This is a genomic window from Anaerozeibacter quisquiliarum (assembly GCF_051162045.1).
Taxonomy (GTDB): domain Bacteria; phylum Bacillota; class Clostridia; order Christensenellales; family Aristaeellaceae; genus Anaerozeibacter; species Anaerozeibacter quisquiliarum.
This window is the reverse complement of sequence record NZ_JBISDI010000008.1, coordinates 74,195-90,397: the sequence shown is the minus strand read 5'-3', so window position 1 is coordinate 90,397 and position 16,203 is coordinate 74,195. Positions and strand designations below refer to the sequence as shown.

The 16,203-nt window shown below is 61.5% G+C and carries 16 protein-coding genes; 7 read left to right on the top strand and 9 right to left on the bottom strand.

Annotation, left to right across the window (positions count from 1 at the left end):
- Positions 1–207: 207 nt before the first annotated feature.
- Complete coding sequence (locus ACH6CV_RS05180; RefSeq protein WP_456357106.1) at positions 208–525, bottom strand: hypothetical protein; 318 nt, start codon at positions 523–525, stop codon at positions 208–210.
- Between the two features lie 104 nt (positions 526–629).
- Here ACH6CV_RS05180 and ACH6CV_RS05175 point away from each other — a divergent pair, with 104 nt between their 5' ends.
- A complete protein-coding gene (locus ACH6CV_RS05175) occupies positions 630–1,229 on the top strand; it encodes a hypothetical protein (RefSeq protein ID WP_456357105.1) in 600 nt (199 codons plus the stop codon).
- 65 nt (positions 1,230–1,294) lie between these two features.
- Here ACH6CV_RS05175 and ACH6CV_RS05170 read toward each other — a convergent pair whose 3' ends face one another.
- The 8 genes from ACH6CV_RS05170 to ACH6CV_RS05135 form a co-directional block, all read right to left on the bottom strand.
- A complete protein-coding gene (locus tag ACH6CV_RS05170; RefSeq protein ID WP_456357104.1) occupies positions 1,295–1,516 on the bottom strand; it encodes a hypothetical protein in 222 nt (73 codons plus the stop codon).
- A complete protein-coding gene (locus ACH6CV_RS05165; protein ID WP_456357103.1) occupies positions 1,513–1,641 on the bottom strand; it encodes a hypothetical protein in 129 nt (42 codons plus the stop codon). The genes ACH6CV_RS05170 and ACH6CV_RS05165 overlap by 4 nt, the downstream gene beginning before the upstream one ends.
- Positions 1,638–2,843: an AGE family epimerase/isomerase gene (locus ACH6CV_RS05160; protein ID WP_456357102.1), complete on the bottom strand. Its 1,206-nt coding sequence runs from the start codon at positions 2,841–2,843 to the stop codon at positions 1,638–1,640. The genes ACH6CV_RS05165 and ACH6CV_RS05160 overlap by 4 nt, the downstream gene beginning before the upstream one ends.
- A gap of 44 nt (positions 2,844–2,887) precedes the next feature.
- Entirely contained in the window at positions 2,888–3,946 is a 1,059-nt protein-coding gene (locus ACH6CV_RS05155; protein WP_456357101.1) for a carbohydrate ABC transporter permease, read from the bottom strand.
- Positions 3,947–4,020: 74 nt separating this feature from the next.
- Positions 4,021–4,185 (bottom strand): hypothetical protein, encoded by a 165-nt coding sequence (locus ACH6CV_RS05150; protein ID WP_456357100.1) that lies wholly within the window; start codon positions 4,183–4,185, stop codon positions 4,021–4,023.
- Between the two features lie 126 nt (positions 4,186–4,311).
- On the bottom strand, positions 4,312–5,298 hold the full coding sequence (locus ACH6CV_RS05145) for an ABC transporter substrate-binding protein (RefSeq protein WP_456357099.1): 987 nt from the start codon (positions 5,296–5,298) through the stop codon (positions 4,312–4,314).
- Between the two features lie 195 nt (positions 5,299–5,493).
- Positions 5,494–6,720 (bottom strand): ROK family protein, encoded by a 1,227-nt coding sequence (locus tag ACH6CV_RS05140; protein ID WP_456357098.1) that lies wholly within the window; start codon positions 6,718–6,720, stop codon positions 5,494–5,496.
- Between the two features lie 14 nt (positions 6,721–6,734).
- Positions 6,735–7,124, bottom strand: a complete 390-nt coding sequence (locus tag ACH6CV_RS05135) for a hypothetical protein (RefSeq protein ID WP_456357097.1) — start codon at positions 7,122–7,124, stop codon at positions 6,735–6,737.
- 207 nt (positions 7,125–7,331) lie between these two features.
- On the opposite strand from ACH6CV_RS05135, the gene ACH6CV_RS05130 reads away from it, so the two are divergent.
- From ACH6CV_RS05130 to ACH6CV_RS05105, 6 genes are all read left to right on the top strand, one after another.
- Entirely contained in the window at positions 7,332–9,059 is a 1,728-nt protein-coding gene (locus ACH6CV_RS05130; RefSeq protein WP_456357096.1) for a histidine kinase, read from the top strand.
- A gap of 5 nt (positions 9,060–9,064) precedes the next feature.
- Positions 9,065–9,958 (top strand): response regulator transcription factor, encoded by an 894-nt coding sequence (locus ACH6CV_RS05125; protein WP_456357136.1) that lies wholly within the window; start codon positions 9,065–9,067, stop codon positions 9,956–9,958.
- A gap of 94 nt (positions 9,959–10,052) precedes the next feature.
- Complete coding sequence (locus tag ACH6CV_RS05120; protein WP_456357095.1) at positions 10,053–11,327, top strand: ABC transporter substrate-binding protein; 1,275 nt, start codon at positions 10,053–10,055, stop codon at positions 11,325–11,327.
- Between the two features lie 206 nt (positions 11,328–11,533).
- Positions 11,534–12,403, top strand: coding sequence for a carbohydrate ABC transporter permease (locus tag ACH6CV_RS05115; protein WP_456357094.1), 870 nt, complete (start codon positions 11,534–11,536; stop codon positions 12,401–12,403).
- On the top strand, positions 12,400–13,254 hold the full coding sequence (locus tag ACH6CV_RS05110) for a carbohydrate ABC transporter permease (RefSeq protein ID WP_456357093.1): 855 nt from the start codon (positions 12,400–12,402) through the stop codon (positions 13,252–13,254). The genes ACH6CV_RS05115 and ACH6CV_RS05110 overlap by 4 nt, the downstream gene beginning before the upstream one ends.
- A 70-nt stretch (positions 13,255–13,324) precedes the next feature.
- Positions 13,325–15,979 (top strand): family 78 glycoside hydrolase catalytic domain, encoded by a 2,655-nt coding sequence (locus tag ACH6CV_RS05105; protein ID WP_456357092.1) that lies wholly within the window; start codon positions 13,325–13,327, stop codon positions 15,977–15,979.
- The last annotated feature ends 224 nt before the right edge of the window (positions 15,980–16,203 follow it).

The window sequence follows — 16,203 nt, the reverse complement described above, 5'->3', positions numbered from 1 at the left end:
TGCTTCCTCAAACCCCGTCCCATAGTCACTGTTTATACGCATTGGCGCCTTTGCCGTCCATTGCATGAATTGACCAACTTTCGCAAATATCAACCAACTGCGGTAAACGGGAGACCCCCAGGCGACTTGTTCAGACCGATTCCAGTGTAGCCTCCCATCAGGGTTTTGTCAATCTTACCCGTACCATAAACGCGACGGTTTACACCCCTATAATGATGAAAGGCCGAGACGCAAGCCATAAGCACCCGTATCAGCGGTTTCGTCGAAATCCGCGTAGACGCCGGCGGTACGCCCATTCGTTGTTTTCCGGATGTGCTCCGAGCGGGAGCGCGCCCGCGCCGACTGGCTGTGCAGCGCAACTTGACCGGGGCGTTCGGTCCCTGACGGAGGGCGGCTGCCAGCGACTTGCGTTTTGCGCCGGTTGCGCTGCGGGTGATTCTCATTGGGTGTGCCCTCCTCAATTTCTTTGGTAAGCACATATTCGCTCAAAACCGCAGAAAAATCAAGATAAATATTTGTGTACAAAAAAGCCTCGATTTTTCGAAGCCTTTCCGCGGCATAGAGTCGCCGTTGGAACAAAATGACATTTGTCGGCGCCTAATTGTTATATTGTTTTGGAGGTGTATGCCATGAGGAAGGCCATCTTGGCGGTACTGATGCTGTTGTGCGCGTTGACGGCCCTCGCAGCCCCGCAGACCGATTCGCTGTCAAAGGCGGAGGTAGACATGATGCTGGATACCGGTCTTACGACGCTGGGGGAATACGCGCAAGCACTGAGCGCCCGGTATTTCACCTGGAATTACCTGGGCGCCGCGACCGGAGAGACCGAGTTTACGCTGGATGTGCCCGGCGGCGCGGTTACGCTGAACGTGTCCGAGGCGTCCGCTTACCAAGACGGCGCCGGGGGCCTCGTCGGCGCGGATCAGATCGCAAATGACGTGCTGGCACTGCCGGCGCGCCTGACCGGCTGCGTATGGGAGAACCGCGCGCTGACCCGGGTATACGCTCCGGGCGGCTTGAAGATCGGCGACAATGCGGATGCGCTGAAGGCTGCTTTTCCGCAGGCGGAAATTTCCGATATCTCCGAATACGACATCGGCTTTGAGCAACGCGCCCGCCTCCGCTACGCCACGCCCGATGATTGGAAGGAATACTACCTCGTCGATTGCTATCTGGCCGACGGCCGCATTGCGCTGATCCGCTACTCGCACTGGACTGATCCGGAGTGATCCCGCGCGCAACGGAAGGGTGGGCGGCCTATTCGCGCGAGGCCGCCTTCTTAATGAGGTCGGCGTCATTCGTAAAGGGATTTCCCGTCCGGCGAAACCCAGAGGTTGGATGACGCAATCCGATAATCTTCACCCCAAACGTTGAGCGGAATCGTCTGCTCCTTGCGGTGCGCCTGGCTGTCAAAGCGCATACCGCTTCCCAGGCGGAAGGTGTAGTCGTAGCCAAGTACGCAGAAGGCTTCGGCCGTGTTCCTCAGTCCCTCAAATGCGCCTCTGCACACCTTCACCCAGTGACGCGCTCGTAGAGCGGCATGTTCATATAGAACTCGAACAGCATAGGCCTGTGCGGCTTCTGCCCGCGCGCGGCCTTGAGGATTTGGCCAAAGTCCGTCACGCTTTCCCGTGCGTTCACTCCCTCGCGAGGAGCTCGTCGATTAGCACGTCGCAGGTCATCAGCATGCGAGGCAGGTGCAGCGGGCCCTTGAAATAGTTGCCCTTCACGATGGGCAGTTGCCTGGTGTTGTCCTTGTGCAGGTATCCAAGCCACTCCGGCCCCTCATCGTCTTTGAAATACCGGAAAGCATAGTCTGTGATCGTTTCGAACCATTCGGCCCATTTTTCGTCGCCCGTCGCCGCGTAGGCCATCAGCGTCGCGATGACCGCCTCGCATTGCGGCCACCAGAGCTTCATGTCATGCTCGTACTGTTCCGGCGGGTAGCCCAACCGGTCCACGAAGTACACAAGGCCGCCGTTCTCTTTGTCCCACCCGAGGTCCAACGACCACTCCAGGATGGAAACGGCCTTACGGGTCAGGGCCGCGTCGCCAAAATACCGCGCCTCGTTCAGCAGGAACCAAGCCGCCTCGATGGAGTGACCGGGGTTGACCACGCGCCCTATCGGGATGTCCAGCAATGGTTGACCGCCCCGTCCCACGGTTTCGAACAGGCACCGGTGCTCTTCGCTGTAGAAGTATCCGGTGACGTCCTGGATGTACTCCTTCACGCACGCGTCGTAGCACGCGGCATTTTCGGCATCGCACCGCCGCATGACATTGGATACGTTGAGCATAATCATCGGCCCGGCAAGCGCGCGGGTCTCAATGGTCGCGGGCTCATATTTCGGGTACACCCGGTGCGGGTCGGCGGCGGGGTCCTTATAAATCTTCAGTACAACGCCATACATGTCGCGCGCCTTTTGAAGCGCCGCACCGTCGCCGGTCAACAGCGCGTACTCGGCAAAGCCCATGATGTAGAAAGCCTCCGAGAAGAAGTACCGCCGCTTGCGCGCGGGCCTTCCATCGTTGGTGACCAGGAAGAACATGCGCCCGTCCGTGTCGATGCAGTGTTCGTCCAGAAACGTCTTACAGCTTTCGGCAGCTTTCAGCCAGTCTTCCCGAGCGCCATACTGAGCGCAAAGGCGGCTAAGCGTCCACATGAAGCGCCCCTGGGCCCAGACGCTCTTGAGTGAGGAGCAACGCTCCCCATTTCGGGCCAGGTAGGTGTATATGCCTCCATAAACCTGGTCCCAACCGTGCTCCAACCAGAACGGAGCGCTGTCTTCCAGGAGTTCCGCGCGAAATTTCCGCTGATAGGCCGCCAACCGTTTCTTGTCCAAGGGATACACTCCTTTTCTCGTTGGAACGCTCGCGTCTTTCCGCCCTATCCCTTCACGGCGCCCATCGCGAGGCCCTGCACGAAATCCCGCTGCAGTGCGAACGCCAATACGGCCACCGGCACCAGCATCACCGCCGAAGCAGCCGCCATCGGCCCCCAATCAAGTCCCCGGTCCGTGATAAACCCGGCGATGACCACCGGCAGCGTCTTGGTCCTCTTGATGGTCAGGATCACCGCGAATAGGAACTCGTTCCAAGTGGCCACGAACGTCAGGATCGCCGAGGCGATCAGCCCGGGCTTTGTGATCGGCATGATGATGCTCCAATATCTCCGGTAAAAGCCCGCGCCGTCCAGCATGCCGCTTTCCTCCAGTGAGAAGGGGAGCTGTTCGAAAAAGCCCATCATCAGCCATATGACCATGGGAAGGTTGAAGCTGGTGTTCATGACGATCAGCGCAAAGCGGGTGTCCATCAGCTTCAGCGCCCGCATGACCATGTAGATCGGGATGGCGGTCGCGATAGCCGGGTACATCTTCTGCACCAGGAACCACAGCCCGAAGAGGTTCTTTGCCTTGCGCCCGATGGGCCCGCGAGCCAGCGCGTAGGCCGCCATACTGCCGACGACGATACACAACAGCGTGGTAACGGCGGCGATGATCAGGGAGGACATGAACGAGGAACCCAGCTGGCTTTTGGCGAACACATCCCGGTAGCTGTCCCAGGTGAACTGGGTGGGCACCAGCACGGGCGGGTTAGCCAGATAGTCGCGCTCCAGCTTGAACGAGCTGGTCGCCAGCCAGTACAGCGGGAACAGCACAGTCAACATGCTCAGCGCCACCGACATCACTGCGAACACCAGCGTATTCCAGGCGCTGGTAGAGAGCATCGGGTCGGTAAAGATGCGCGCGTAGTTGTCCCAGCCGATGAACAGCGGCACCGCCTTGGGCAGGTTCATTTTGAAGCGAAAGAAGCTCAGGTACACCGAGTAGAGGAGCGGCATCAGCGCCGTGATCGCGAGGAATATACACGCGGGCGCAAGAAAGGACCAGGCTGCCCGCCTGTCGCTGCGCTTGCTGGCGTTGAGGGATCTTGAGCCGGCTTTCATGGGGCAGCACCTCCAAGATTGCGTTGCACGGGGGCCAATGCCCGATTGACCCCCGCGACAATCCTCGCCTTGTGCTAATGGTTGTAGTTCTTGACGCCTTCCTCAATGGGATTCATGGTCAACGCCTGCTCAAGGCCGGCCTTCATGTTGGCGATTGCGGTCTCCTCATCGGTCTGGCCGGCAAGGTAGCCGTTGACGGCGGTGCCGATGGCGGTGTCCGCCTCAACGGATGCGGCCACGCGCCACCAGATCAGCGCGGTGTCCAGCGCGGTGCGCAGCGGGTACAGCCCGGCTTCTTTGATGGCGTCCTGCTCCCAGAAGGCCTTGCGGGGCGAGAAGATGTAGAACTGCTCGTAGAACGCCTGCTAGTTCTCCGGAGAGGTGTACATCTTGATGAACTCCCAGCCCAGGTCCTTCTTCTCGGAGGCGGCGTTGATCGCCACATCCCATGCGCTCAGGTTGGTGATGCCGTTCTTCTCGTAGGGGAAGGTGCCCAGCGCCCACTTGCCGACGATCTTGCTCTGCGCGGGGTCGTCGCCCTTCAGGGTGATGCCCAGCGTCGGCCAGGCATCACACACGGCGGCCTTGCCGTCCAGGAAGGCCGCGATGGCTTCTTCAAGGCCCCAGGAGAGTACGGCGGGGTCGGCGCAGGCGATCTGGCGTTTGCTGCTCCTGAGCGCCTCGCGGGCCTCGGGCGAATCGATGGTGATGTTCCAGTCCTCGTCCGCCCAGGCGCCGCCCATCGACCAAAGGATCGAGTCCCAGATTCCGCCATACTGCTCGCGGACGCCGGGGGTGGCCAGACCGTAGAAACCGTTGGCGGAATCGTTGAGCTTCTCAAGCAGCGCGCAGTACTCGTCCCAGGTCTTGGGCAGGCCCTCGGGGATCAGGTCGGTGCGGTAGGCCACCACCTGCGGGGTGTTGGCGTTGGGGATGCCGATCGTCGTACCCTGCCACTGTCCGGCCTGGCTGAACACGTTCTCGATGAATGCGGTGGTGTCGCAATTGTCCTTCTGGATGTATGCGTCGAGCGGCTCAAGGTACGGGGCGAACTCGCCGTCCCACTGACAGGCGACGTCGATTACGTCGTAAGAACCGGTGCCGCTGGTCAGATCCAGCAGCGCCTTGTCGTGCAGCGTGATGTAGGGGTAGTCCACGACTTCCAGTTTCGCGCCCGTCGCAGCTTCAAACTCGTCCGCGATGGACCGGGCAGCCTCGGCGTACACGCTGGACATGAAGAGCGCCGTCAGCGTCTGGCCCTCGTAGGGCTTCGCGCCAGACGCCATTGCCGTCGAGGTTCCGGCGAGCAGGCAAACGACCAAGACCAGGGCAATCCACACCGTCTTTTTCATAAGGCTTCCTCCCCTATTGAATTTTGCGGTGTTCCGCAAATCAGATTTTTGTGGGCGTTGCCCGGCGGCATATCCGGCAGCGCGGAGCATGCGCAATGCGCGAGACTTCCGGAGCGTGCTGGACGATCAGCGGGACGACCGGGATTCGGTCACAAGCTTCGCAATGGATGGCAGCCGGCGTTCGCTTCACCGGATTCATGCCATCAACACCTCCCTCCGGTTGGCCTTTTGACAGAGGTCGTCAAAGTACTTCTCACGAGCCGCATGCAGCAGTCCATGAATCCCGGCATGTTGGGATACGGACGCCAGGGAGATTTCGGGCGCGATAAGGGAACATCGGCCAAGCAGCCGATCCATTTCTTCCAGCATCGTAGGGCCGAACGGCAGGTAATCCCCACCAAAGACCACCGTTTCCACATCCAGGAGGCTGGCGAAGTTGAATGCCACCATCGCAATTGCCTCGCAGACCTCGCGCACAATGCGTGTCACCAGAGCATCCCGCTTCCGGTACGCATCCACCACATCCGAAAACCGGATCCGCTCCGGCGGTGGAAATCCGGGAGCGCCTTCGGCCGAAACGGCCTCCCGTACGCGTCGGATGAGCCCTTTGGTGCAGATGTCCTCCTCAATACCGACGGAGCGCGCGATGTGGTCTGTGTCCACATAGTTGTAGATCTCACCCGCTGCGAAGTGGCGCCCGGCGTAGAGCTGCCCGTCCAGAATCAGCCCGGCGCCAAACCCCAGCCCGCAGCTTATGTAGAGCATATTGTCCATGCGCGGATCGCCAGACAGCATTCGCTCACCCAGCGCGGCGGCGTTGATGTCGTTGATGGCCATGCTGTCCACCTGAAAGCGCTCGCGCATCGCTTCGCACAGGTTGATCGAGGCCCAGGGTGCGCCAGCGTATTTCGGGTTGCAGCCCAAGGGGTTGCCGTCGCTGTCGTATACGCCGGGGGACGCAAACGAGATAAAGACCAGATCCTGCCGTGTCAGGCTGCGTCGGTCGAGAAGCTGCCAGACGCCCTGGTTGACCGTTTCGATGTACGTTTCCATGCGCGTATCGGCCGGCGAGGGAATGCTCAGGGTTTCCATGATCTCGTTGTTCAAATCTCCCAACGCGAAGACCAATTCCGTGCGGTTCAGGTCGATCGCAATGATGTATCGGTGGTGAAAGTTGATGCGCAGCATTTTGGGTCGGCGGCCGCCGCCCTCCCCGCTCGCACCCTCACCGACCTCCTCTACAAGACCGGAGGCAAAAAACGGCGACAGGTTTTCGGAGATCGCGGGCTTGCTGATGCCCAAAAGCCTCGACAGCGAGGCCCTGGAAGTGGTCCCCTGCTGAAAGATCGCCCGCAGAATTGCCCGTTGGTTGTGCCCTCTGACGTCCGGACTTCCCGATATTTCCACAAATGACTGCGACATGACATAACTCCTAGTTAGTAATCCTTCTTAACTTTTACGCGCATATCATAACAAGAAATTTCGAGTTTGTCAACGGTTTGAATAATACATGGTTTATATTTTCCCGCTTTTGTCAATGACGCGAGGGTCTGTGTTAGAATACCGGACAGATGGGTAAGGCGTGACTGGCCGGGAATTGGCCGTTCGAGGGTTTGACAAGGAGCCTGCGCCGCCATGGGGGTCAGCGAAGGGTCTCCCTGCGAGGGGAATTGCCCCTGCGGGAAACTCCCTACCGAGCATCTCAAAGCAGCAGGAGGGTTCCCCATGTCCGGAATACGCAGGAAATTCGACGAAGGCTTAAGGAGGCCGTTCACCATGTGCGATTCTTCCGGGCGGAAGGCCGGGAACGCCATGTTCGCCTTCATTGGCTACGTCTGTGGGCCAATCGCCCCGACGCTCGCCGCTCAGCTTTTTGTCCGATTCCCTGCTGACGACCCGATAGTTTAGCCGATGTTTGCGTGGGCTTGACATTGGTTCATTGAAGCCGCATAATGAATGTAAATTCTAGGGTCACCTCGGGCATGCCGAGTGAATCCAAGATTTTGGAGAGCGACAGGCGGGCTTTTGCTGCGATGCGCATTCATGTCAAGCTGCTGATTTTGAGCTTTGCGCTGGTCGTAGCGCTGGTGGCGCTAACCGGTGTGATTTTCTATCGCTACAACGAGCGCGCCGCGCTGCAAAAGACCGCCAACGAGCTGTATACCGTGGCGGAAAAGCTGTCGCTGCAGGTGGAATCCCGTATCCAGCAGATCGACGTGGCGCTTTTATTCATACTGTCCGAACCGGACTTTCTATCCGCGCTGTCCACCTATACCATGCCGGGTCGGAGCGCCGAGCGCAACCGGCTGATCCTGGCAGACAGCGCCTCTGCGATCAACCGTCTGTTCAAGAGCTACGCGGTGGACAAGCACTTTCACCAGATCGTGCTCTTCGACGAGGTCGGCGACTACTTCTCCAGCAACTTCCGCGCCGCGACGCCGAGCCCGGTACGCGTGGCCGAGGTGATCGAGGGCATTTCCTGGATCGGTGACGCGGCGAAGCTCCAAGGGAAGCTGTTCCTGGTCGCGCCCTACCGCAATCCCTGGAGCGCGACGACGCAGCGGGTGTACGGCGCGGCCCGGGCGCTCAGGACGGTTTCGGGCGTCACCTGCTACATCGAGGTGCAGCGCGCGCAGGCGGAGCTGGACGAACTGCTGACGCTGGGCGGCTTCGAAGGGGTCGGCGTTGAGCTGATGGACGGCGGCGGCGTTTTCTACACGCCGGAGCAAGGGCGGCAGGGCGCGCCGGTGGGAGCCATCGTGGTCACCAGCGAAATGAACCGCTATGGGCTATACGCAAGGCTTACACTGGACTCTGCCGTGGTGCGGGCGGACCTCGCGCCCGGGGCGCTGCAGATTGTGCTGATCTGCCTGGTTGCGCTGATGGGTTCCTTCTTCTACATTTACTTCGCCACCCGCCGACTCATGCGCCCGCTGCGCACGCTGCAGGAGGCGATGGACCAGACCGCGCTGGATAACCTGGACGGACGGACCGCACCCCACAGCGTGGACGAGCTCAAGTCGCTCAACGAGGCGTACAACCGCCTGTGCGAGCGGCTGGGCGGCGCGGTGGACGACAAGATGCGCGCCCAGCGGTTGGAGTTGGAGGCGCGGCTGGACGCGCTTCAGGCGCAGATCGACCCCCATTTCTTGTACAATACCCTCAATGTCATCATGAACCGGGCAATGCAGACCGGCGACGAGGAGATCCTGACAATCTGCGCGGGCATCGCACATATGCTGCGCTACTCTACCGATACTGAGCGGCGGCTGGCGACGCTGGGCGAGGAGAAGGCGCACCTCGAGGCGTACCTTGCGCTGATGCAACAGCGGTTTCGTCACAGGCTCCATTACGTGGTGGACATTCCGGAGGATATGCTGGCCTTGCGCCTGCCGAAGATGACGCTGCAACCGCTGGCCGAGAACGCCATCCGGCACGGTTTCGCCCGCAAGGGGGGACGGATGGACGTGGAGGTGCGCGCGCGGGCAGACCGTGGAGCCTGGCGTGTTGAAGTGACGGACAACGGAGAGGGCTTCGGGGAAGAAGTCATGCAAGACCTGCAGCGGAAATTGAGCGCGGTGCGATCCGGTTCCTTCCGCCCCGGCGCGGAAGGGCTGTCCATCGGCGGCATGGGCCTGATTAACACATACGCCCGGCTACACTACCACTTCGGCTGCGCATGCCGTATGACCATATCCAACGAAGAATCGGGCGCGCGGGTGGAGATCCTGGTGCCGCCGAGAGAGGAGGGACGCGCTTGATCCGCGTGCTTTTGGTGGAGGACGAACCGGCATCGGCGGACTACCTTACCTCGGTCGTCCGGCGGATGCCCGACGTGGAACTGGTCGGTACCGCCGAGAACGGTGAGGAGGCGCTGACCGTGATGCGCAAGGACCGTGTGGATATCGTCGTCACCGATATCGCGATGCCGGTCATGGACGGCCTTGAACTGGCCGAGGCGGTGCGCGCCGCGTGGCCGCTGGTCCCGGTGGTCATCGTCAGCGGATACGAGCGGTTCGAGTACGCGAAGACCGCGCTGCGCTTCGGCGTTTCCGATTACCTCCTGAAGCCGGTGAAACCCGCCGAATTGCGCGACTGCCTGACGCGCCTTTCGCTGCGATTGGAGTTTTCGCGCAGGGCACAATCGGCGCTCGGCGCGGCGGCGCCAACCCGGGATGAGACGACGGCGCTCGACGCCGAGGCAGGGTGCGCCGTTCGAGACGCGCTCAGCCCGGCGGAGCTGCGCGAGAGGCTCGACAGGCTGATCGAGGAGCATGCCGCCCGCGCCCGCGCCGGGCATAGCGACCACGCCCGGGCGGATTTTGAGGCGCTGACCGGCTACATCGGGCGAAAGCTCGGCGAAAAGCTGACGCTGAAAGGCGTGTGCCGCGCCCTGGGCATGTCGCAGGCCACCGTTAGCCGCCTGTTCCGCAGCTACGCCCGCTGTTCCTTCGTGGAATACCTGACCGACCGACGCGTCGAGCGCGCGAAGGCGCTCATCGAGCGGGAACCCTCCCGCCGCATGAAGGAGATCGCCCGCGAGGCTGGATTTCCCGACCCATTGTACTTCAGCCGCGTGTTCCGCGCTGAAACCGGCTTGACGCCCACAGAATTCGCCAAGGCCTGTCGGCCGGGGGAAGGAACCGCCAAGCCCGATTGATTTGTCCATACCCCTGACTGGATTGTCCATTGACAGGCCGTCGCCCTTCGTGCTACCATCGCATTACATAATATGCGGAAAGGTGGCTTATTGAGTGAAGAAACTGTACATTCTGCTGATGACTCTGATCCTGATTGTTGCGTCTGCGAGCATTCCTGCATCTGCCGAAGGCACGACGCTGACGTTGCTGATCGACAATACCTCGCCCACGGTCGGCATCGAAGCGATTGCCGCGCTGGCGAAGGAGAAGCTGGGCATCGACCTCGAGATCGAAGTCCGCCCCGGCGGCGCCGAGGGTGAGAACGTCGTCCGCACCCGCCTGGCCGCCGGTGAGATGGCCGATCTGTGCTACTTCAACTCCGGCTCCCTCCTGTCCTCGCTCAACCCGGCCCAGAACTTTGTGGACCTGACCGACATGCCCTTCATGTCCACCTTCTCCGATTCCTATAAGGTGACCGTCACGGTGGACGGCAAGGTCTACGGCGTGCCTTCCGGCTCGTCGTTCGTGGGCGCTTGGCTGTACAACAAAGCCGTATATCGGGAATTGGGCCTTGAAGTGCCCCATACCTGGGCGGACCTGATGGCCAACTGCGAGAAGATCAAGGCTGCGGACAAGACCGCCGTCATCGCCTCCTTCGGCGACGATTGGTCCAGCCAGTTGATCCTGCTGGCCGATTTCTACAACGTCCAGAAGCAAAACCCCAACTTCGCGCAGGATTTCAACAACAACAAGGCCAAGTATGCCGCCGATCCGGCTGCCTTCAAGGCCTTCCAGAAGATGGCGGAAGTGTACCAGAAGGGATTCATGAACGCCGACTACAACACCAACACCTATGATTACGCGCTGCAGATGCTCGTGGAGGGCTCGGGCGTGCACTACCCGATGTTGACCAACGCCATCACCAACATCGAAAAGAACTTCGGCCGCGAGGCCGCCGATAACATCGGCGTGTTCGGCCAGCCCGGCGACAATGCGGACGACCACGGCCTGACCGTCTGGCTGCCCAACTCCATCTACGTGTATAAGAACGGCGCCAACGTCGAAACCGCGCTCAAGTGGATCGAGCTCTTCGTTTCGCCCGAGGGCCTGGCCACCTACGCCGCCGCGACCCAGGCGGAAGGCCCCTATGTGGTGTCCGGCGTCCATATGCCCGAGAACGCCTATGAAGGCGTCAAGGACATGATGCCTTACTTCGAAGCGGGCAAGACCGCGCCGGCGCTCGAGTTCATCACCTCCGTCAAGGGCCCTAACTCGCCGCAGATCTGCATCGAGTGCATGGGCGGCCTGCGCACCCCCGAAGAATGTGCGGCAGAGTACGACGCGGACGTAGAGAAGCAGGCCAAGCAGTTGGGCCTGGCGGGCTGGTAATCGGCGATCGTGAATAAAAGGAATCCGCTCCACGGATCATTCGCAGGATTTGAGCGGCGATCAGAGAGGGCCAAAAGCCCTCTCTGATCCCTAATCGGGCCTGCCCATTCGCGCACAGGCCGGTTCATTCCTGGAAAGGTTCCCGGCGGCCCGGCGCATTTTCAGGCGCCGGCATGGCCGGCGCGCTTCTTACGGAGGTGTAAGCCTTGCCCAAAGCGATCAGGCGCATGTACTCCGGCTGGTTTCTATTGCCCGCCGGCATCATATTCTTCGTATTGTTCCTGCTGCCCACGATCATGTCCTTCTTCTTCAGCATGACCACGTGGACGCTGTCCGCGTGGACGTTCACCGGGTTTGATAACCTGAAAATGTTCTTCAGGGAGATTTCCCTGCGCATCGGCTTCAAAAACACCCTGATCTACGCGTCGCTGACCTGCGGCCTCAAGGTGGTCTTGGGGCTGATCTTCGGCGCGGTTTTAAGTTCCAGCTTCCTCCGCAGCCGCAACGCGCTGCGTTCAATCCTGTTTTTCCCCAATCTGATCTCAACTTTGGCGGTGGGCATCACGTTCCGTTCGCTGATGCACCCGACCCGCGGCCTGATCAACGCCGCCTTGGCCGCCATCGGCGTCAGCGGGCCGGACTGGCTCGGTAATGTGAACCTGGCGCTGTACTCGGTGATCTTGGTTGATGTGTGGAAGGGGGTGGGCATTGCGACCGTGATCTACATCGCGGGCATCCTGTCCATCCCGGAGCAATATTATGAAGCGATCTCCATCGACGGCGGTTCAACCTGGGACAAATTCCTGCACATCACTCTTCCGCTGTGCCGCCCGGCCATGAACTCGGTCATCATCCTGGCGTTCATCGGCGGTCTGCGCACGTTCGACCTGATCTGGGTGACCACGAAGGGCGGCCCGGGCTTCGCCACGGACCTGCTGGCGTCGATCATCTACAAGCAGTACTCCGCCGGGTACTACGGCCTGGCCACGCTGGGGAACGTGCTGATGTTCGTCCTGATTTCCCTGCTGGCGTTCCCGCTCTACCACTTCATCACAAGGCAGGAGGTGGACTTATGAGCGACAAGACCAGGGCCAGGCGGCGCTACGACGCGAAGCGCTCGCTGGCGGGCGCGCTGGCCATCCTGTTCGCCGCCATTGTCTACTGCGTGCCGTTCTACTTCGTGATCCTGAACTCCTTCAAGACGCGGCAGGAAGCGTCGCTGATGAACGTCCGCTGGCCCGGCACCTTCTCGGCCGTCGAGAACTACAAAAAGGTGCTGGACACCAACAACGGCATCGTGATCCGGGCATTTGGCAACTCCATCGCGATCACGCTGTTCTCGATCCTTTTGATGGTCGTCGTTTGCTCAATGGCGGGGTATGTGCTGCAGCGCAAGCGGGATAAAATCGGCGTCTTCGCCAACTTTGTCGTGCTCACGGGCCTGATGATCCCGCCGGCGATCGTGCCGACGATCTGGGTCATGCAGACCATCGGCATCTACAAGTCGATCGAGGGCATGGTGCTGATCGAGGTGGCGCTGAACCTGTCCTTCGCCTGCATCCTGTACCGGGGCTTCATGGCGTCGATCCCCAGGGAATTGGACGAGGCCGCCGTCATCGACGGTTGCGGGCCGTTTCGGATGTTCTGGCAGGTGATCCTGCCGCTGCTCCAACCGGTCACCGCGACGGTGATCGTGCTCTCGGCGGTCAATATCTTCAACGACTTCGTGAACCCGCTGTACTTCCTGCCGGGCACCAAGAACGCCACCGTGCAGCAGACGCTGTACAACTTCAACGGCCAGTACGGCAGCGACTGGAACCTGTTGTTCGCGGACGTGATGCTGATAACCATCCCGCCGCTCATGCTGTTCATCTTCTTCAACAAGAAGATCGTCTCCGGCATGGTGGCCGGGGCGATCAAGGCATGACCTGAAAGGCCGCTTCCCGGCGCCAAAAAACCCCGTAAGCCTTTGCGAATACGCGAAAAGGAGTAAATTTATGATCGTTTCCAAGCTGCGCTGCGATTACATGGAGAACCCGGTCGGCTTTGACTTCGACCGCCCCTCGCTTTCCTGGCTGACCAAGGCGGAAGGGACCGACAAGCGCCAGAGCGCCTACCGGCTGCAGGTATGCCTGTCGCCGGAATTTCCCTCGCCCCTCTTCGACAGCGGGAAGGTGGAATCCGACCAAAGCGTGGGCCTCAGACTGGAGGCGGCGCTTTCGCCCTATACGCGCTATTTCTGGCGTGTGCAGGTGTGGGACGAGCAAGATGCCGAAAGCGGCTGGAGTGAGCCCGCATTCTTTGAAACCGCCCGGTACGGCGCGCCCTGGGCGGGCGAGTGGATCGGGATGGCGGGGGACGGCTTCCCGCAACTGCGCCGTGCGTTCAGGCTTGATAAACCCGTGCGCCGCGCCCGCGCCTATGCCTGCGGCGTCGGCTTGTACTGCCTGTTCCTCAACGGGCGGCGGGTGGGCGAGGACGTGCTGGCGCCGCACATCAACGCCTACGATCAGTGGCTGCAGTACCAGACCTACGACATCACCGATCTGCTGGCAAAGGGCGAGAACGCGCTGGGCGCGTTTCTGGGCAACGGCTACTACAAGGGCCGCGTCAACTGGCCGGGCATCCCCATCCGCACCCAACTCTACGGCGACAGGCTGGGCCTGATCTGTGAAGTGGTGGTGGAATACGAGGACGGCGCCCGCGAGATCATCGCCAGCGACGAGCGCTGGAAGGTTGCGGAAAGCCCGTTTCTGCGCAGCGAGATCTACGACGGCGAGTACTTCGACGCCCGCAGGATCCAAGCGGGCTGGAACGCGCCCGGCTTCGACGACGCCGCCTGGGCGCACGCCGTCCGGATCGAGCCGCCCAAGGGGGCGCTCGAGGCCCGGCGCAGCGTGCCGCTGAAGGTGATGGAAACCCGTCCTTGCGAAAAGGTCATCGTGACGCCCGCGGGCGAGACGGTGCTGGACTTCGGCCAGAACATGACCGGCTGGGTGCGCTTTCGGACAAACGCGCCCGCGGGCACCGAGATCCTGCTGCAGGCGGGCGAGTATCTGGACAAGCACGGCAACTTCTACCGCGACAACATGCGCACCGCGCTGGCCGAGCAGCGTTACATTTGCCGGGGTGGCGGCGAGGAGTACGCGCCCTACATGTCGTTCATGGGCTTTCGCTACATCCGGCTGACCGGCTGGGCGGGCGAGGTGACCCCCGGGGACTTCACCGCCGAGGTCGTCCACTCCCAGATGGAGCGCACCGGCTGGTTCGAGTGTTCCCATGAAAAGGTCAACCGGCTGTTCCTGAACGCGCTGTGGGGGCAGAAGGGCAACTTCGTGGACGTGCCCACCGACTGCCCGCAGCGGGACGAGCGCATGGGCTGGACCGGCGACGCACAGGTGTTTTGCGCCACCGCCTGCATGAACATGGAGGCCGACGCCTTTTACCGCAAGTACCTCTATGACCTCAAGAAGGAGCAGTCCAAACATGGTTACGTGCCGGTGGTGATCCCATTCTTCATCTATGGCTCAGGGCGCTGGGACTTCCCGACCGCCGCCTGGGGCGACGCGGCCACCATCATCCCCTGGGATTTGTATCTGTACTACGGCGACAAGGCGACGCTCGAAAACCAGTTTGACAGCATGAAGGCCTGGGTGGACTACATGGCTTCCCAGGACACCCTGGGCGTCGACCGCTACTATGGCTTCCACCTGGGGGATTGGCTGGCCCAGGACACCGCCGACCCCTTCAGCCTGTTCGGCGCGACGCCGACCGACCTGATCGCCACCGCCTACTACGCCCATTCCGCGCGCTTGGTGGCCAAGGCCGCCCGCGTGCTGGGCAAGGCGGAGGAGGCGGAGCGGTACGAGGCGCTGTACCGGCGCGTGCGAAACGCTTTCCGCAAGGAGTACATGACCGGCGGCGGGCGCGTGCTGTCCGAGACCCAGACCGCCCAGGCGATTGCGCTGTACTTCGGGCTGTGCGACGATTCCGAGCGGGCTGTGATCGCGCGGCACCTTGCCGAGCGCATCCGCGCGGACAAAAACCTATTGACCACCGGCTTTGTGGGTACGCCCTACCTGTGCCCGGCGCTCAGCGAGAATGGCCTGAACGAGTACGCCTACCATCTGCTTTTGTCCACCGGTCGGCCCAGCTGGCTCTACGCCGTGGACCGGGGCGCGACCACCATCTGGGAGCGCTGGAATGGCATCGACGAGAACGGCGACTTCGGCCCGGTCAGCATGAACTCGTTCAACCACTACGCCTACGGCGCCATCGCCGAGTGGATGTACCGATACGCGGCGGGCATCAATCCGGTGGAGGACGCGCCGGGGTTCAAGCGGGCGAAAATCGCGCCGCTGCCGAACGACCAGCTGTCCTTCGCCCGGGCGTCCATCCGCACGCCCCACGGCATTTTGTCCTCCGGATGGCGGTACGAGGGCGGCCTGCTCACCGTCGAGGTGGAGGTGCCCTTTAACGCCCAAGCCGAGATCCTGCTGCCCTACGCGGAGAACACATCGGTCACCGAGAACGGCGTCCCGGTGCGGGGCACCGCCTTCACCCGCGGCAGCGGCACCTGGACGTATGTTTACAAGCCCCGGCAAGATGCGCTTTGCCGCCGCATCCCCAAGGACACGCTGCCTCCATTCTGATGCTGATGTGCCGTTACCCGTGGGCATTCTGCTCGCAGGCTTAATTGGCGGGAGAATCCACTGACAGCCAAGGCGCCTCCGCATATATTTCACCGTCAAGGACAGGGGCGTTTCCTGATTGCGAAACGCCCTTGTCCTCTTATCATTCACAAGGCAGGGGGGGGCGCTCGCCGGTCGCCCGGCAGCGTCTTTAGACGCGGTGGCAAGGCCTATGCAAAAAGCGC